This is a genomic window from Cupriavidus sp. GW823-FHT07A04 (assembly GCF_058794615.1).
In genome coordinates, this window is sequence record NZ_JBXAHA010000005.1 from 226,257 (window position 1) to 242,929 (window position 16,673).

The 16,673-nt window shown below is 68.0% G+C and carries 14 protein-coding genes; 3 read left to right on the plus strand and 11 right to left on the minus strand.

Features of this window, described 5'->3' with window-relative positions; all coding sequences use genetic code 11:
* Positions 1–91: 91 nt before the first annotated feature.
* Entirely contained in the window at positions 92–850 is a 759-nt protein-coding gene (locus AC1Q7Q_RS10905; protein ID WP_492372241.1) for an SDR family oxidoreductase, read from the minus strand.
* A 137-nt stretch (positions 851–987) separates the two neighbouring features.
* Between AC1Q7Q_RS10905 and AC1Q7Q_RS10910 the strand changes: the two genes are divergently transcribed.
* Entirely contained in the window at positions 988–1,755 is a 768-nt protein-coding gene (locus AC1Q7Q_RS10910; RefSeq protein WP_150986080.1) for an IclR family transcriptional regulator, read from the plus strand.
* A gap of 27 nt (positions 1,756–1,782) precedes the next feature.
* Here the strand turns inward: AC1Q7Q_RS10910 and AC1Q7Q_RS10915 are convergent, their stop codons facing one another.
* From AC1Q7Q_RS10915 to AC1Q7Q_RS10940, 6 genes are all read right to left on the minus strand, one after another.
* Positions 1,783–3,267, minus strand: a complete 1,485-nt coding sequence (locus tag AC1Q7Q_RS10915; protein WP_492372240.1) for a M20/M25/M40 family metallo-hydrolase — start codon at positions 3,265–3,267, stop codon at positions 1,783–1,785.
* Complete coding sequence (locus AC1Q7Q_RS10920; RefSeq protein ID WP_492372239.1) at positions 3,264–4,322, minus strand: S-methyl thiohydantoin desulfurase domain-containing protein; 1,059 nt, start codon at positions 4,320–4,322, stop codon at positions 3,264–3,266. Before AC1Q7Q_RS10920 ends, AC1Q7Q_RS10915 begins: the two co-directional genes overlap by 4 nt.
* Positions 4,323–4,385: 63 nt before the next feature.
* The gene (locus tag AC1Q7Q_RS10925; protein WP_492372238.1) at positions 4,386–6,020 is read right to left on the minus strand and encodes an OPT/YSL family transporter; all 1,635 of its coding nucleotides are present in this window, start codon (positions 6,018–6,020) and stop codon (positions 4,386–4,388) included.
* 37 nt (positions 6,021–6,057) lie between these two features.
* Complete coding sequence (locus tag AC1Q7Q_RS10930) at positions 6,058–7,149, minus strand: porin (protein WP_492372237.1); 1,092 nt, start codon at positions 7,147–7,149, stop codon at positions 6,058–6,060.
* 363 nt (positions 7,150–7,512) lie between these two features.
* Positions 7,513–8,367 (minus strand): dienelactone hydrolase family protein, encoded by an 855-nt coding sequence (locus tag AC1Q7Q_RS10935; RefSeq protein WP_492372236.1) that lies wholly within the window; start codon positions 8,365–8,367, stop codon positions 7,513–7,515.
* 26 nt (positions 8,368–8,393) lie between these two features.
* A complete protein-coding gene (locus AC1Q7Q_RS10940) occupies positions 8,394–8,852 on the minus strand; it encodes a tautomerase family protein (RefSeq protein ID WP_492372235.1) in 459 nt (152 codons plus the stop codon).
* Between the two features lie 94 nt (positions 8,853–8,946).
* On the opposite strand from AC1Q7Q_RS10940, the gene AC1Q7Q_RS10945 reads away from it, so the two are divergent.
* A complete protein-coding gene (locus tag AC1Q7Q_RS10945; protein WP_492372234.1) occupies positions 8,947–9,936 on the plus strand; it encodes a GlxA family transcriptional regulator in 990 nt (329 codons plus the stop codon).
* A 23-nt stretch (positions 9,937–9,959) separates the two neighbouring features.
* Here AC1Q7Q_RS10945 and AC1Q7Q_RS10950 read toward each other — a convergent pair whose 3' ends face one another.
* Positions 9,960–10,406 (minus strand): DUF4279 domain-containing protein, encoded by a 447-nt coding sequence (locus tag AC1Q7Q_RS10950; RefSeq protein ID WP_492372233.1) that lies wholly within the window; start codon positions 10,404–10,406, stop codon positions 9,960–9,962.
* 177 nt (positions 10,407–10,583) lie between these two features.
* Between AC1Q7Q_RS10950 and AC1Q7Q_RS10955 the strand changes: the two genes are divergently transcribed.
* Positions 10,584–11,879, plus strand: coding sequence for an MFS transporter (locus AC1Q7Q_RS10955; protein WP_492372232.1), 1,296 nt, complete (start codon positions 10,584–10,586; stop codon positions 11,877–11,879).
* Between the two features lie 9 nt (positions 11,880–11,888).
* Here the strand turns inward: AC1Q7Q_RS10955 and AC1Q7Q_RS10960 are convergent, their stop codons facing one another.
* From AC1Q7Q_RS10960 to macA, 3 genes are read right to left on the minus strand one after another with little or no spacing between them, the layout of a single operon-like run.
* Positions 11,889–13,343 carry an efflux transporter outer membrane subunit gene (locus AC1Q7Q_RS10960; protein ID WP_492372231.1) on the minus strand — a complete coding sequence of 485 codons (1,455 nt, stop codon included), beginning with the start codon at positions 13,341–13,343 and terminating at the stop codon, positions 11,889–11,891.
* A complete protein-coding gene (locus AC1Q7Q_RS10965) occupies positions 13,336–15,336 on the minus strand; it encodes a MacB family efflux pump subunit (RefSeq protein ID WP_492372230.1) in 2,001 nt (666 codons plus the stop codon). The genes AC1Q7Q_RS10960 and AC1Q7Q_RS10965 overlap by 8 nt, the downstream gene beginning before the upstream one ends.
* A complete protein-coding gene (gene macA, locus AC1Q7Q_RS10970; RefSeq protein ID WP_492372229.1) occupies positions 15,333–16,466 on the minus strand; it encodes a macrolide transporter subunit MacA in 1,134 nt (377 codons plus the stop codon). Before macA ends, AC1Q7Q_RS10965 begins: the two co-directional genes overlap by 4 nt.
* Positions 16,467–16,673: the final 207 nt, after the last annotated feature.

Sequence of the window (16,673 nt, forward strand, 5' to 3'; positions counted from 1 at the left end):
CTCCTTGAATGCGTCGCCGCCATCGATGCCGGGCGGTGGGCCCGCGGCGGACTCCGGCATGGTATGCCAATTCCAGCGAGGACGACGGCGCTCAAGGCAGCACGTAGCCACCATCGACGAACAAGGTGGATCCCGTCATATAACCGTTGCCGAACAGGAACAGCACGGCATCCGCTACTTCATCCACGTTGCCAACCCGGCCAAGCGCGGTGCTGCGGCTGTAGCTCTCGAACGCGTGCGAGCGCAGCTCGGCAGGCCGGCGCTGCCACAGGTCGCTGTCGATGGTGCCTGGTGACACGCTGTTGACCCGCACCGGCGCCAGGTCGAGCGCGAGCGAACGCCCAAGGCCCTCGATGGCGGCATTGCAAGCCGCATAGGCCGAGGCGCCCTTGATCGGGCGCGCCCCGGCGGCGCCGGACATCAGCACGATGGCGCCATCCGGCGCGATCTTGGGCGCGGCTTCGTGCACGGCGTGGTACTGGCCCCAGAACTTGCTGCGAAAGGGGCTTTCCACCGCATCGTGGTCATCGCTGTGGATAGACGCGACCTGGTAGGTGGCGCCGGGTGCGAACAGGTAATCGAGGCGGGTAATCCTGGCGAAGAACGCTGCGACGGATTCGCGCTCCGCCATGTCGACCACATGGCCGCAGGCGGCGCCGCCGGCAGCTTCGATGCGGGCGAGTTCCGCATCCAGCGCGTCTTGCGAGCGGCCGCCGAGGATCACCGCGCCGCCGGCCGCGACGACGCGGCTGGCCACGGCGCGGCCGATGCCGGAGGTGCCGCCGATGATGACGGCGGTCCGGCCGGACAGCGGCTGGGTTGGATGGGTTTGGGTGGTCTGTGCGTGCATCGATGCGTGCCTTGTCTTGAGCGTTGTCGTGAGCATTGCCGCGGGCTTTGTCGCGGTTGTTAAGGGGAATCCCAAATTGACGCTATGGGTCTTGGACTATATTCTGGAACCTCAATCCATAAAACGAACCATTACTCATGAGCACACTCGTTAATGCCGCCGATGTCCTCAAGCTCATCGCCAAGCTCCGCAGTGACATCACGGTGACCGACGTGGTGACTCATCTCGGGCTGGCCAAGAGCTCCGCCTCGCGCACGCTCAGCATGATGGCCGAGTACGGCTTCCTGGAGCGCGACAGCGTCTCGCGCGCCTACCGGCCGGGCGCGGTGGTGATGGAGGCCTCTTACCACTTCCGCGCCTCGCATACCGCGCTCACGCTGCTGCAAGGCGTGCTCGACAAGCTGGTCGGCGAGACCGGCTACACCGGCTATATCAACGTGCTGGACGGTGCCGATTCGGTCGTCATCCAGATGCGCACCGGCGCGGGCTCGCTGCAGGTCTACACGCCGCCGGGGTCGCGCGCGCCGGCTTATGCTTCGTCCATCGGCCGGGCCATCCTGTCGCGCCTGACCGATGAAGAGGTCACGGCGCTGGTGCAGGACGGCTTCGAGGTGCGGCGCGGCAACATCCCGCGCACGCGCAAGGACCTGCTGGCGCGGCTGAAGGAAGCGCGGGAAACCGGCTGGGCGCTGTCGCGCGGCGAGTTCGTGCAGAACGTGGCGGGGATTTCCGCCGCGCTGCGCGATCCGACCACGCGGCAAATCTATGGCCTTGGCATCGCCATGCCGGTGCAGGACCTCACCGATGCCATGGTCCAGCGCTTTGGCGCGCGCATCGTCGAGGCCACCAGCGACGCCGGCCGGCAGATCGGCGACCCGTACTGGCTCGCCTTTGCGCCGCGCTGACGCCGCTGCGGCCCCTGTTGTGGCCCCTTATTGCCCGGCATCCTCCTGCCACGATCCGATCACGCTGGCGATCGATGCCGTCAGGCGCTTGGCGTACGGCACGTGCAGGAACTCGTTCGGGCCGTGCGCGTTGGCGTTGGGGCCGAGCACCCCGCACACCATGAACTGCGCGCGGGGGAAGGCCTTTTCCAGCATGCCCATCAGCGGAATCGTGCCGCCTTGCCCCAGATAGCCGCAAGACGCGCCGAAGTACTGCTGCGAGGCCGCCTCCAGCCGTGAGGCCAGCCACGGCGCCGTGGCCGGTGCGTTCCAGCCGTCGGCCACGCTCTTGTCCGGCACGAAGGCCACGCGCGCGTTGTATGGCGCGTGGCTTTCCAGCAAGCGCTTGAGCTCCTGCGCGGCTGCCGCGCTGTCGACCAGCGGCGGCAGCCGCAGCGACAGCTTGAACGCCGTGCGCGGGCGCAGCACATTGCCCGCGGTAGCCAGCGGCGGCAGGCCTTCGGCGCCCACTACCGACAACGCCGGGCGCCAGGCGCGCCGGATCAGCGCGGTGGCGGGATCGGTGGTGGATGGCAGCACGCTGGCGCCGTCCGCGCCGCAGGCCCACGCAAAGCGCTTCCACACCAGGTCGCCAAGCTGGCGCGCCGCATGTTCAGCCTGCGCCTGGCGCTGCGGCGGCACCTCGCAATGGAAGCTGGCGGGCAGGATCTCGCCCGAAGCGCTGTCTTCCAGCCGGTCCAGCACATGGCGCAGCACGCGGAAGCTGGACGGCACGATGCCGCTGGCATCGCCGGAATGCACGCCTTCGTCCAGCACCTGTACTTCCAGGCATCCGCTGACATAGCCGCGCAACGACGTGACCATCCAGAGCTGGTCGTAGTTGCCCGCGCCCGAGTCCAGGCAAACCACCAGGCCGATGCGCCCCAGGCGGTGCGCCAGCGCATCCAGGTAGGCGGGCAGGTCATAGCTGCCGGATTCCTCGCAGGTCTCGATGATGCCGACGCAGCGCGGATGGCTGGCGCCGCCCGCTCTCACGGCCATCACGGCGGCCAGGGCGGCATAAAGCGCGTAGCCGTCGTCGGCGCCGCCGCGGCCGTAGAGCTTGCCGTTCTCGTACTTTGGCTCCCACGGCCCGAGGTCGCGGCGCCAGCCGTCGAACTCAGGTTGCTTGTCGAGGTGGCCATAGAAGAGGATCGTGTCGGCGCCCGCGTCCGCGGTGGCCGGGATCTCGAAGAACAGCAGCGGCGTGCGCCCCGGCAACCGGATCACCTCGACCGTCATGCCCGCGATCTTCTGTGCCTCGGCCCACGCGGCGGCCGAGCACACGACGCGATCCAGCAGGCCCCGCGCTTGCCAGCCGGCGTCGAAGGCGGGGCTCTTGGCCGGCACGCGGATGTAGTCGTGCAGCGCGGGCAGGATTTCGCCGTCCCACTTCGCATCGATAAAGGCGCCGATGGCGCGCAGGCCCGCCGCCGGGGCGGCGGCGTCCTGGCGGGGCGCGGCTGCCGTCATGCCGCCGGCTCCAGGGGCGCGAACGCCGTGCCCAGGGAGGCCTCCAGCGGCTGATACAGCTCGCGCATGTTCATGGTGCGCGACAGCAGCAGGCGCTCGCCGGGGGCCACCAGCACGCGCAGCCGCATGCCCTGGCGCACGCGCGCCGAGACCACCGGCTGGCCGTCGTCATCGAAGGTCATGATCAGGTTGGGGAAGGCACTTTGGCGCTCGCCGTGCTGTTCCAGCGTCATGTACTCGTTGATAAAGCGCAGCTCGGTGCGCGCGGTGTCGTCGAACACCAGGTGCCCCACATCCAGCCCCTCGCGCTGCTCGCAGCGGTACTCGGCCACGATGCCGTCGGCCACGATGCGCCCGCCCAGCGCCGCCGCCGCCCCATCGACGCCGCCGGACAAGAAGGCGCGGCCCACCTCGATGGCATGGCTGATCGCACCAGGCGCGCCGTGCGCGGCGGCGTAGCCCACCGTCACCGGGTTGCGTGCCACCGCCACCACGCCGCCTGCCTCCACGGACGCGCGGCGCACCAGTGCCGAGGTCAGCTCCAGCCGGCCGGAAGCCACACCTTCCAGGTAGCGTGCCTGGGCGCCGCCGGCGAAGGCCTGCACGGAGACGTAATCCGCCTCGGTGTGCAGTCCGAGCGCGCCCATCACGCTCGACGGGTGGGCGCGCCCGTTGCAGGCCAGGTCCATCACGGGGATGCCGGTGATGGCGGCATGGAACCAGCCATTCACCGTGGTCTCGGCGCCGTTCTCGTTCGAGTTCAGCGCCACCAGCGGGCGCCCGCCGGCATGTTCGCGAATCAGCTCCAGCGTGCGCAGCAAGTGCGCGGGGCGCACGCAGGGCAGCGGCGCGGCGGGCGCGCCGACGATGGCCACGGTGGTGGTGATCGCCTGCGGATCGAACTCGTCCACGCTCCACAGTTCCGGCACGCCGGCGGCAAGCGCCAGCCGGGCAACGCGCAGGCCCTCTTCGATCAGGCCGCCACCGCCACCGCCCAGGATGGCGCCGCCGAGCACGGCGGCTTCCACGTCGTCTACCGTCAATTGTCTTTTCACTACAGGCTCCTTTGATGGATGGATGTTTACTTCGTGTTGTGCCGGCTTCCGGCTTCCTGCCGCTTACTTTTTCAGCGGCAGGCTCTTGGTCAGGCCGCCGAAGAAGCTGAAGAGCGCGTCGCCGGCGATCACGCCGCCGGCAAAGACTTCAAGGCGCTCCTTTGCGGCCTGCCCTTGCCAACGCAGCATGGCGGCGCGCACTACCAGGCCAGCCGCCACCATCCAGCCTGCGGCCGGATTGGTGATGAGCAGCCCCGTGGCCAGCAGCACGCCAAGCTGCTGGCGCGCGCCGCCAATCAGTTGCAGCGCCATGCCGGGCAGGGCCCACAGCAGCAGGTTGCGCGCGGTGTCCGCCGAGATGCCGGCCTTGATGGCGGCGGCATAGGCGTTGTTGATGGGGGCGAACTGATGGTTGGCGAACAAGCCCCGGTAGGACGCCAGCACCACCACGATGGCGACCAGGAAGCCCACCATCGCCGCGATCAGCTGCTCGCGCCGGCCTTCGCGCTCATAGGCGGCATCCGCGCCTTCGCCACGCAGGATGTAGCCCGCCTTGAGGTCGTAGCCCATGTCGGCAAAGGCGGGGCCCGTGGCGGCGGAAAAGCCCGCCAGCACCACCAGCGCCTGCGGCGGAAACCCGATCCAGATGCCGATCAGCAAGGAGATCAGCGCCACCGCGAACGCGGGAAACCAGCCCGAATGCATGGCCGCGATGCCAACGATCAGCTCATGGACAAAGGCGGAGAACGCACCGTAGAGGATGAAGCCGAGCAGCAGCGGCAAGGGCATGCCTGCCTGCAGGCCGGTGGCCAGGGCCAGGCCCGCCATGATGGCCAGATAGCCGAAGCCGCCGAGCCGGAACGAAGCGCGCATGCGCCGGGCGTCGGCGCGGGCATCCACCGTGGCGCCCGCGCCCTGGCTCGCGGCCTGTGCGCACTGCGCGGCCTTGCCGAACATGGCCCGCGCCACCTGCGCCAGCGCCACCAGCCCGGCGCCGATCATCATGCCGTGCGGCACGTAGTGCGAGCCGATCTCGGTGCCGAACAGCGGCATCGAGTAACCGCGCAGCAGCAGACCCACGGCAAACGCCGTCATCGCGCCAAAGCTGCCGATAAAGGCCACGCCAAAGGCCGACATCGGCAGCTTGAGCAAGCCACCGGCCACGCCGGTGACCAGCCCGCCGGCCAGCAGCCAGGCTTGCTTGCCGCCGCTGTCGCCAGCCTTGATGGCCTCGGCCGCCGCCACGCCAAGCGGCCAGGCGCCGGACGCAGGAAAGGCGGGGGTATCGAACATGCGGTAGAGCAGGTAGGCGTCCAGCAGCATGGCCACGGACACGCCGGCCAGCATCGGCAGGATCAGCTCGGGCATGCCCATCACGTAGGGAATGCCGATCGGCAGGATGAGGCTGTTGGCCGCGCCGAAGGTGGCCGACGAGATGCTTGTCTGCGCCAGGTTCTGCACGTGGACCGAGCGGAAGCCGGACAGCACGGCAAGCGGGATGCGGGCCAGCGTCATGGCCACCAGCGCGCCGATCAGCGAGGTGTTGGGCGTGATGCCGAGGGTGGTCAGCAACTGGATGCCCACTACCGCACCGAACGCGCTGATGGCGATCATGAGCAGCAGGTTGGCGGGCGCCAGCGCGCGCGGGTGGCGCGCCGGCGGTGCGGCGCTCTCTAGCGGGATCGCAGCGTCATGCATGAGGCAGTCTCCGGGTGTGTGGGTTGGCGGGGCGGGTTCAGAAGGCGTGGCGCAGCCCGACCTGGATCGTGCGCGCGTTGGCGCCCGGGTAGGCCAGCGGCAAGCCCGGGCTGGTGTTGCCGCCAATCACATTGCCCGCGCCGTTGTGGTTGTTCAGCCAGGCCGTGGAGGTGTAGACGCTGGTGCGCCTGGACAGCGAGTAGACAAAGCCGAAGCCGAACAGCGAGGCATCCAGTTGCGCGGGGCTGTGGTCGTTCAGGAAGCTGTAGCCCGCCAGGAAGCGGCCAGCCTTGCCGACCGGCACCGCAACGCTCAACGTGTACAGGTCCTGGTCGATACGGCCGAAATACACGTCATCCGCGATGCGCTGGCGCTGGTAGCCGCCGTGCAGCGCGAACAGGCCGAAGTCGTAGTTGCCGCCCGCCATGTAGGTGGTGATGCTGCCGTTGGTCACGACATTGGGCAACACCACCACGGGCTTCACCACTTCGCCCAGCGCCGCCGCGGAGGCGAACTTGCGCACGCCATAGGCTGCGACGAGGCGCATCGGGCCACTGGCATAGTGCACGTTGACGCCATACGAGTCATCGCCTGCGCGCGGCGCGGTGCTGCGTTCGCCAAGCGCCAGCATGGCCGCCATCGTCAGCCCGCCAAACGAGGGGCTGGTGTACTTGATGGCGTTGTCGATGCGTTCGCCGCCGGGGTAGAGGCCAAGGTTGGGGAACTGCGGGGCCATGCCGTTTTCGAAAGCATCCATCTGGAACGCCACCGACACCAGCGGGCTGTATTGCCGGCCCAGCGTCAGGGCGCCTGCGCGCCCGCTCAGGCCGACATAGGCTTGCCGCCCGAACAGGCGGCCGCTCTGTCCAGCCACCCCGGTATCGCTGTTCAGGCCGTTTTCCAGCACGAATACCGCCTGCAAGCCGTCGCCGAGGTCTTCCGTGCCGCGCAGGCCGAAGCGGGATCCGGCGTATTGGCCGGACTGCATGCGGGCCGTGGTGGGGCCGCCAGCGCTTGAAAGATCCAGGCCCGTGTCCATCAGGCCGAACAGGGTGACGCTACTTGCCGTGGCCACGGCGGGGGCGCACAGCAGGGTACAGGGCAGCCATGCCCAGGTCTTCCGATGCATCGATTCTCCTCCAGCGTTTTTTCTCTTTTTTATCGAGTTCCATTTTATGGAACCAAGATCCATAAAATGGATGTGCGTATGGTAATGCATGGAGTCTGGTTGTCAAGGAGGGGTTGCAGCCAGGCCGTTCGAGCCCGTTCGAGCCCGTTTGAGCTGGCGAGTGCAGGCAGCCGCTGGCGCGGCGGTAAGGCTTTGGAGGGAGTGCGCTCGGAGAAGAGCGATGCTTGCGGGGGAGGGCAGGTTGCACGGCTTGCAGCGCTGACCCCGACATTGCCGTGCCGTTCGGGCAATGCGCTTGCGGCAGCGAGAGCCTAGCGCCGATTTCCGGGCAACCGTTGAAACGTGTCGATGCGCTGTCGCGGGTTAAGGGGTTGCCGGATTGAGGTTGGTGCTTCGGCGCGCCTCGCCAAGGCGCCGCACAAAGAACGACAGGATTTCGTCGCGCGCGGCCACTGTCGGCTCGCCAGCTTCGTCGATCAGGTGGACGGTGACGACGCTGTGCGGGCAAGGCACGTGCTGGGCAAAGAAGGCAGGGACATCGGGGTTGGCGGCGCTGTCCGGCAGCGCGCGTCCCACGAATCGGTCGCCAAGGGCCTCGGCATACGCAGTGAAGCGTTCCGCCCTGCAAAACCGATCGCCTTCAAATCGATACGCCAGCACCGTGAGATCCTCCCGCTCGAGCCGCTCGCGCACCACGGCGAGCTCCCGGGGCGCCATTTCGATGCCACCCGGATCATCCAACGGCAGCGAGGGCTGGCAGATCACCGGCGCCAGCATCGCCGGCTCAAGCATCATCGACAGCGCGAAGTTGCCGGTGAAACACATGCCGATGGCACCGACGCCGGGGCCGCCGCATTCCTGGTGCGCCAGCCTCGCCAGCGCCCTTAGCCACTGTGTCACCGGGCTCGCCTGATTGGCAGCGAATGCGCGAAACTCTGCGCTAACGCAGGCGCGCCGAAAGACCGCCGCACCTGCCTCGGCGTCCGGCACTGCCCCGTCGCGGCCGAAGAGCGACGGCATATAGACCGTCAAGCCCGCATCGCGTACCCACCGGGCAAAGCGTGCGACGTGCGGGCTGATGCCCGGCATCTCCGTCATGACGATCACGGCAGGCCCCGAGCCTGCCACGTGGACCACTTTGGCCACGCCGTCGAGCGTGATCGTGCGGTGCGTGAAATCGTCAAGGGGATCTTCCTCCATCATGCTGCGGTTCGCCATGGCGTCGTCTCCTGTGCGCTGGATAGTCAGGCCGCGTCGGCCAGATGCTGCAGGTGCGCGTAGCCGGCCACCAGCGCGAAGCGGGGCAACTGCCAGACATCGCCATTGACCCCCCAGGTGCCGTCGGCCACATCGTGGAGCCTCACCGAGGTGGCCAGGCGCCGCTGGTCGCCGGCTGGCCGAGCCTGCTGGAAGGCGTCGTGCATCAACCGCACGTACAACGCCCTGGCCGGCGCGTCCAGCACGCCTGCGGGCACATAGACCGTCGCGATGCAGGGCAGCACCTGCGATGACATGTCGACGCCGCCGCACGTCCACAAGCCGGCCTCCGCTTCTTCGATCACGACCCAGATCGCGAAGCGCTTGCGCGGGTCGTCGGGCATGCGCTCAGCCATGGCGGCGGCGTCGCTGATGCGGCGGGCGAGATCTGCGCGGGCAGGGCCGGCAAACGCGCCTTTGGGAATGTTGACGAGGATATTGGGCATCGAAGCGTGGTTGTCGTTGGGGTAGGTGCATTAGACGCTTCGGTCGGGTAGACTTTGAGTGTCAATTTAGACATCTTTAGGGCGTTTTCGGCCAATGAGGGATTTCACCGTTCTGGCGCTGTCCGGCGCCTACTCAACCAGCGTGGCTACGACGCTGGATATCCTGCGCGCGGCTTCGTTGCTTGCGCCGCGCATGCATCTGCCCCGGCCGACCTGGCGCGTTGTATCGACGTCCGGGCGTTCCGTGCCGTTGAGCGGCGGCATGCATATCGAAGCCGCGGCCTTGCCAACGCGGCCGCGTGCGCAGGCCAGGCATGCGACGACCTGGATCGTGCCGGGGCTGGGCATCGACGATGCCAACGCCATCGCCAGCCGGCTGGCGCAGGAGGATGCGCGGCTGGCGGCCCGGGCTGTTGCCACGCATGCCGCCGCTGGCGGCCATGTCGCGGCATCCTGCTCCGCGGTGTTCTTGCTACAGGCCGCGGGCCTGCTGGCGCAGCGCCGGGTCACGACATCCTGGTGGCTGGCAGCCGAGTTGCAGCGCCTGGAGCCGCGTTGCATCGTCGATGCCGACCGCATGGTCTGCGCGGATGAGTCCGTGAGCACCGCCGGCGCGGCATTTGCACAGGCCGATCTGATGCTTCACCTGTTGCGCAGCCGGTTTGGCGTTGCGCTTGCCGACGCGGTGAGCCGGGTCCTGCTGATCGACGGCCGGCAAGCACAAGCGCGCTTCGTGGTGCCGGCCATGTTGTCCAACGGCAATGCGCTGGTCGGCCGGCTGGTGGCACGGATCGAATCCGCGTTGCCGCAGCCACCCAGCATCCAGGTGTTGGCGGACGAGTTCGCCATGTCCCAGAGAACGCTGTCGCGGCGCGTGCGCGAGGCCACGGGCAAGAGTACCTTGGCGCTGGTGCAGAGCGTGCGGCTCAACCGCGCCCGCATGCTGATCGAATCGAGCCGGATGTCCGTCGAGCAGGTTGCCGAGCAAGTGGGCTATGAGGATGCCACGGCGCTCAGGCGCCTGATGCGCAAGAGGGCGGGCGTCACCCCAAGCCAGTATCGAACGGCGGGTGAAGCGGCTTGATGCGGGTCGTCATCGGCGACCATTCAATGGCGCAGGTGATATGGCGCATCCTCGTTGCCGTCTTCGGGGCCTGGGGGCGCGGCAGGCGCCCAGGTGTCGATGGAAAGCCCAGCATCGATCGCAGCCAATTGCCGGAGTGTCTGCGGTGATACGTAGACGCCGACGTTTTCGATATCCCCCTCGCAGAACAGAAAGCACAAGATATAGCCATCGCTGCCGAGCGCCGCGCGGATGTGCTGATACATCGGGGAGATCTTCTCTATCAGCGACATGATGTGCTCATCCGCTGAACATCCCTCGATCTCATCGCGGGATGTCACTTTCAGGACCGAGTGAGGAACGACGCCCAGTGCTTGGCGTTCCCCTTTCCGAGAGTAGTCGTAGGTGCTGAGCCCTATGGTGTCGGCAAGCGCCTCGGGATCGAATTGATCGCCATAGAAACAAAGGCTCGCATACATTCTGGTTAGCATTTTTCCCGTTCCGTGCGTGCAATGTCTGGCTGGCTGTCCGATTGTTGCTCCCGCGCCGAATGCAATTCGTGCGTCATTCGTTTTCTATCTTCCCCCCTTTCTCCCTTCCCGGCCAGCCGGCCAGCCACGAGAGTAGAATCTCGCAAAATTTTTCGCTTGTGGCGCACGGGAATCGACATGACACAGGGCAACGCCAATGCCAACGCCGCCGCGGTGACCGGGCTGGAGCCGGCCGCGGCAGCAAATCCACCGCACGGCCGGCAAGGCCTCACGGAACAGGAGCAGGGCGCCTACGCTCGCAAGGCCGTGATCGCCTCGGCGGTCGGCTACGCGCTGGACGGCTTCGACCTGCTTATCCTCGGCTTTATCTTGAGCGCGGTGTCTGCCGGCCTCGGGCTGACCAGCACCCAGGCGGGCTCGCTGGTCACCTGGACGCTGGTGGGCGCGGTGGCCGGCGGCATCTTCTTCGGCATCCTGAGCGATTACGTGGGCCGGGTGAAGGTGCTGACCTGGACCATCCTGCTGTTTGCCGTCTTCACCGGCCTGTGCGCGCTCGCGCAGGGCTACTGGGACCTGCTGGCCTACCGGACCATTGCCGGCTTTGGCCTTGGCGGCGAGTTCGGCATCGGCATGGCGCTGGCCACCGAGGCCTGCCGGCCCGGCCAGCGTGCCCGCGTTTCCTCCTATGTGGGCCTTGGCTGGCAGGCGGGCGTGCTTGCCGCGGCGCTGCTGACGCCGGTACTGCTGCCTTATATCGGCTGGCGCGGCATGTTTGCCATCGGCGTGCTGCCGGCGGTGGCGTCGTTCGTGGTGCGCCGCTTTATCGGCGAGCCGGAAGTGTTTGTTGCCAGCAGCAAGGTGGCGCGCAAGGGCAACCCGCTCAAGATGCTGGTGGCGGATGCCGCGACCGCGCGTGCCAGCCTGGGCGTGGTGGTGCTGTGCTCGGTGCAGAACTTCGGCTATTACGGCCTGATGATCTGGATGCCGACCTACCTGGCCAAGCAGTTCAATTACTCGCTGACCAAGTCCGCGCTGTGGACTTCGGTGACCATCATCGGCATGGCCATCGGGATCTGGGTGTTCGGCCAGCTCGCGGACCGCATCGGCCGCCGGCCCACCTTCCTGATCTACCAGGCCGGGGCGGTGGTGATGGTCTTTGTCTACTCCCAGCTATCGACGCCCTACGCGCTGCTGTTCGGCGGCGCGGTGATGGGCCTGTTCGTCAACGGCATGATCGGCGGCTACGGCGCGCTGATCTCGGAGCTGTATCCCACGCAGGCCCGCGCCACCGCGCAGAACGTGCTGTTCAATATCGGCCGTGGCGTGGGCGGCTTTGGCCCGCTGGTGGTCGGCGCGCTGGCCGCCAGCTATTCGTTCGGCACCGCCATTGCCATGCTGGCGTCGATCTATGTGCTGGATATCCTGGCCACGCTGTTCCTGATTCCGGAGCGCAAGGGCGCCGCGCTGGAGTAGCCCGGACCCTTAAGCCCCGCTCTCCACCGGCGGCCCCCCCAACGCCTTGTACAAGCTCGTGATGTTCACCAGCCGGTCAAAGCGGTTGCGCGCCGCCGCCGCCGCTGCCTGGCGCAACGTCTCCTTCGCATCGAGCCAGGGCTGCAGCGCGGTGGCGCCGGCGCGGTAGCGCGCCGCGCTAAGCCGCTCCGCCCGGCTCGCGGACTCCAGCGATTCCGCCAGCCGATCCGCGCGCACGCCCAGCCCTGTATGGTCGGACAGCGCGTTTTCCACTTCGGCAAAGGCCGTGTACAGCGACTGCCGGTATTGCACCACCGTTTCCTGGTACTCGTTCTGCGACACCTGTATTGTCAGCTGCGTGGTGTTCCATTGCAGGAAGGGCAGGCTCAGTCCGGCGCCGAGCAGCGCGGTGGGATCGCGCAGCAGCGAAGCCAGCGCCGCGCTGCCGGTGCCGACGATGCCGGTCAGCGTCAGCTTGGGGTAGAAGCTGGCGCGGGTTGCGTCGGCGTTTGCCAGGGCGGCGCGCAGGCGCCATTCGGCCTGCCGCACGTCGGGCCGACGTCCGATAACCGCGGCGGGAATGCCGGCGGCGATGCGCGGCAGCGCTTCGACGGGCAAGGCCTGCGGCTCGGCCACGCCCTGCCCGGGCGGACGGTTGAACAGGATGGCCAGGGCCTGGCGGTTTTCGCTGCGCTGCTGGTCCAGCACGGTACGCTCGGCCAGCAGGGCGGCCAGTTGCTGCTCGGCTTGCGCCAGGTCCAGGCCGGACACTGCGCCGGCGCGGTAGCGCGCGCCCACCAGGCCAAGCGTGCGCCGTGCGTCCGCGAGGCTTTGGCCGGAGATGTCGATCAGTTCGTTCAACAGCCCGGCGCGCCAGTACAGCGTGGCCGTGGTGGCCGCCAGGGCGATGGTTGCGGCTTCGAGGTCGGCCGCGCTCGCGCGCGCTTCCCAGTCCGCCGCGCCGCGCAGGCTGGCCAGCCGCCCCCACAGGTCGATCTCATAGTTCACTGTCGCATTGATCCCCCCTTCGTCGCGCCGCCCGGGGCCGTCCAGGCTCCATTGGCGCGTGCCCCTGGCCTGCGCGCTCAGTTCGGGCGCGCGGTTGGTGGCGGCCAGCCCCGCGCGCAGCCGGGCGCGCTCAAAGCGCAGCGCGGCAATGGCGAGATCGTTGTTGGTTGCCAGTGCGGACGCGACCAGCGCGCTCAGCTGTGGATCGCCAAAGGCCTCCCACCAGGCGTGCGGCTCCAGCGCCGTGCCCGGCTGCCCGGCCGTGTCCTGCCGGGGCGCATGTTGCCAGTGCTGCGGCACGTCCAGCGCGGGATCCACCTCCGGCGTGCGCAGTCCGCTGCAAGCACTCAGGGCAACGGCGATCACCGGCAGCGCGGCGAGCAGGCGCACTGGCAACGCGCGCGGAGAATGTGGCGGCCGTGGTGGCCGTAGAGAATGCGGACTGCGCTTATTCATGGCCAAGCGCCTCGATCGGTTGCAGGCGTGCGGCGTTGCGCGCCGGCACATAGCCGAACACCACGCCGGTCAGTGTCGAACACAGGAAGGCGCCGGCAACCGCGCCGGCGGAGAACACCATCTGCCATTGCGGGATCAGCAGCGCCAGCGCCAGCCCGATCAGGTAGGCCACGGCGGTGCCGATCACCCCGCCCAGCAGGCATACCAGCACGGCCTCGGTCAGGAACTGCATCAGCACGTCGCGCTGGCGGGCCCCCACGGCCATGCGGATGCCGATCTCGCGGGTGCGCTCGGTCACCGAGACCAGCATGATGTTCATCACGCCGATGCCGCCGACCAGCAGCGAGATCACGGCGACCGCCGACAAGAACAGCGTGAGCGCCTGCCCGGTGCGTTCCATGGTCTTGACGATGCTGTCCATGTTGTAGGTAAAAAAGTCCTTCTTGCCGTGGCGCAGCGTCAGCAGGCGCTCGATGGCTTGCTGGGCCGCCGCGCTGGGCTGGCCATCGCGGATGCGCACGGACAGCTCGTCGAAATGCGACTGGCCAAAGATGCGGCTGCCCGCGGTGGTGTAGGGCAGCCAGATATTGAGGCTGCTGCCGTTGTCGTCGAACATGGTTTTCTTCTCGCGCGCCACGCCGATCACCACGCAAGGCAGGTTGCCCACCAGGATGATCTGGCCCAGCGCGCTCAAGGCATTGCCGAACAGCTTGCGGCGGGTTTTTTCGTCGATCACGGCCACTTGCGCGTGCCTGCGCAGCTCGTCCGGCAGGAAGGCCGCGCCTTGCGTCAGGCCCAGGCCACGCACGCGGAAGAAGCTGGCGCCCACGCCATGCACAGTGGCGTTGACGTCGACGCTGCGGTACCTCAGGCGCTGGACCTTGCTGGTGATCGCAGTGGCGCTGTCCACATACGGCAGCGCGTGCAGGGCCTCGATATCGGCGGCCACCAGGGTGCGGATGCCGGCGGCGCGGTCGTCGCCAAAATCCTTGCCGGGGAAGATCTCGAGCGTGTTGGCGCCGATGGCGCGGATATCCGCCATCACGTAGCGCTTGGCGCCTTCGCCGATGGCCACGATCGACACCACGGAGGCGATGCCGATGATGATGCCCAGCATGGTCAGCGCGGTGCGCATGCGATGCGCCATCAATGCGCCCCAGGCCATGGAAAAGGCCTCGGTGAAGCCCTGCCAGGCGCGCGCACGCCGCAGCGGAGCCTCGGCGTTGCCGCCGGCCCCCGGGGCTTGCGTGGCCGGCCTGGCTTGCACGAGGCTGCTGCCCGGCTCATCCTCGGCCCGCGGCGGCCGGTTCGCGCGGTCGGCCACGATACGGCCGTCGGCGATCTCGATGATGCGCTCGGCGTTGCGCGCCAGTCCCATGTCGTGGGTGACGATGATCACGGTGTGGCCGAGCGCATGCAGCTCGCGCAGGATGGCCAGGACTTCCTTGCCGCTATGGCTGTCCAGCGCGCCCGTGGGTTCGTCCGCCAGGATCACCTGGCCGCCGTTGATCAGCGCGCGGGCAATGCTCACGCGTTGCTGCTGGCCGCCGGAGAGCTGGGAAGGGCGGTGTCCGGCGCGCTCGCCCAGGCCCAGCCGCTCCAGTAGCTGCAGGGCGCGGGCACGGCGCGCGGCGCGGTCGGTGGCGGCGTAGATGGCCGGCACCTCCACGTTGTCCGCGGCGGAAAGCTGGGCCATCAGGTGGTAGCGCTGGAAGATAAAGCCGAAGCGCTCGCGGCGCAGGCGGGCCAGCGCGTCATCGTCCAGGGCCGTCACGTCCTGGCCCGCCACCAGGTAGCGGCCAGCGTTGGCCTGGTCCAGGCAGCCCAGGATGTTCATCAGCGTGGACTTGCCGGAGCCGGACGCGCCGACGATGGCGACCATCTCGCCCGCGCAGATGGCCAGGCTGACCTGGCGCAGCACGGGGATGTCCTGGTCGCCGGCGCGGAACGTGCGCTCCACATGCTGCAACAGCAAGAGCGGGGCATGCGTCATGGCCTGGCCTCCGCGTTGACGGCGCCGGCATCGCCGGTGATGACGCGGTCGCCTTGCGCCAGGCCGCTCAGCACTTGCGCATGCGCGTTGTTGCTCAGGCCTGTGCGCACCTTCACCGTCTCCACGCGCTGGTCCGGGTGCAGCACGCGGACTTCCACGCTGCCGTCCTGGCCGCGCGGCCCCAGCGCGGCCAAGGGCACCAGCAGCGTGTTCCTGGCCTCGCCCAGCATGATGGCCACCTGTGCCGTCATATCGATGCGCAGCTTGTGGCCCGGATTGGGCACGTCGAACAACGCATTGAAGAACACGGCGTTGTTGATCTTCTCCGGCGACGGCTGAATGGCCTGCAGCGACGCGTGGTAGCGGCGGTCCGGCTCGCCCATGATGGTGAAGTAGACCGCCTGCCGGTCGGCGATGCGGATCACATCGGCCTCCGACACCTGCGCCTTGACGGTCATGGCATCGAGGTTGGCCAGCTTGAGGATGGTCGGTACCTGGTAGGACGCCACCACGGTCTGGCCTTCCAGCGTGGTGAGCGCCACTACCTCGCCGTCCATCGGCGCGACGATGCGGGTGTAGCCAAGGTCGATGCGGGCGGACTCGGCCTTGATGCTGAGCTGCGCGATATCGGCGTCCAGAGCGATCAGCTCGGCCTCCAGCGAGCGCAGGTCGGCTTCGGCGATTTCAAGGTCCTGGCGCGAGGCCGCCTCCTGCGACTGCAGCTCGCGCTGGCGTTGCCAGTTCAGGCGGGCCTGGCGCAGGCGCGAGCGCTTGGCGTCACGCTGGGCCTTGCCGCTGGCCACGGCGGCATTCGCCTGGCGCAGCGCATTCTCCAGCAGCACCGGGTCGATCTGGGCCAGCAACTGACCCTGCTTGACCTTGTCGCCGAGCTTCACCTTCAGCGATTTGAGCTGGCCATTGACCTGCGCGCCGACTTCGACCTGGCGGATGGGCTGCAATACGCCATTGGCCAGCACGGTGACTTCGAGGTCGCCGCGGGTGACGGTGGCGGTGATGTACTCGGGGTGCTTGCCGGGTGTCAGGCGCCAGGCCGCCAACGCAATGATGGCGGACAGGGTGAGCATGGCGATGATCAGGCCGTGCCTGCGGCGGTTCGGGGGATGGGCCATTGGCGTTGCGGGGATCTACGGAAAAAGGATCAAGGTCAGGCAATCTGCGGCGGATGTCTTGGGGAATAGGCGCAGAGGCCTATTTTTGAAATCAAAGGCAGTGGCGATGCATGAGGGGATTGTGAACGGACAGGCCTGCCGTGTCTGTGGGCAATCTATCCCCGCTTGTATGAAAGTGTGGCGAGATGTGCGGCTTTGTCGTCGCGC

Coding starts and splice junctions, on each gene's coding strand:
- AC1Q7Q_RS10905 (WP_492372241.1), bottom strand. CDS start 850: ATGCACGCACAGACCACCCAAACCCATCCAACCCAGCCGCTGTCCGGC.
- AC1Q7Q_RS10910 (WP_150986080.1), top strand. CDS start 988: ATGAGCACACTCGTTAATGCCGCCGATGTCCTCAAGCTCATCGCCAAG.
- AC1Q7Q_RS10915 (WP_492372240.1), bottom strand. CDS start 3,267: ATGACGGCAGCCGCGCCCCGCCAGGACGCCGCCGCCCCGGCGGCGGGC.
- AC1Q7Q_RS10925 (WP_492372238.1), bottom strand. CDS start 6,020: ATGCATGACGCTGCGATCCCGCTAGAGAGCGCCGCACCGCCGGCGCGC.
- AC1Q7Q_RS10930 (WP_492372237.1), bottom strand. CDS start 7,149: ATGCATCGGAAGACCTGGGCATGGCTGCCCTGTACCCTGCTGTGCGCC.
- AC1Q7Q_RS10935 (WP_492372236.1), bottom strand. CDS start 8,367: ATGGCGAACCGCAGCATGATGGAGGAAGATCCCCTTGACGATTTCACG.
- AC1Q7Q_RS10940 (WP_492372235.1), bottom strand. CDS start 8,852: ATGCCCAATATCCTCGTCAACATTCCCAAAGGCGCGTTTGCCGGCCCT.
- AC1Q7Q_RS10945 (WP_492372234.1), top strand. CDS start 8,947: ATGAGGGATTTCACCGTTCTGGCGCTGTCCGGCGCCTACTCAACCAGC.
- AC1Q7Q_RS10950 (WP_492372233.1), bottom strand. CDS start 10,406: ATGCTAACCAGAATGTATGCGAGCCTTTGTTTCTATGGCGATCAATTC.
- AC1Q7Q_RS10955 (WP_492372232.1), top strand. CDS start 10,584: ATGACACAGGGCAACGCCAATGCCAACGCCGCCGCGGTGACCGGGCTG.
- AC1Q7Q_RS10960 (WP_492372231.1), bottom strand. CDS start 13,343: ATGAATAAGCGCAGTCCGCATTCTCTACGGCCACCACGGCCGCCACAT.
- AC1Q7Q_RS10965 (WP_492372230.1), bottom strand. CDS start 15,336: ATGACGCATGCCCCGCTCTTGCTGTTGCAGCATGTGGAGCGCACGTTC.
- macA (WP_492372229.1), bottom strand. CDS start 16,466: ATGGCCCATCCCCCGAACCGCCGCAGGCACGGCCTGATCATCGCCATG.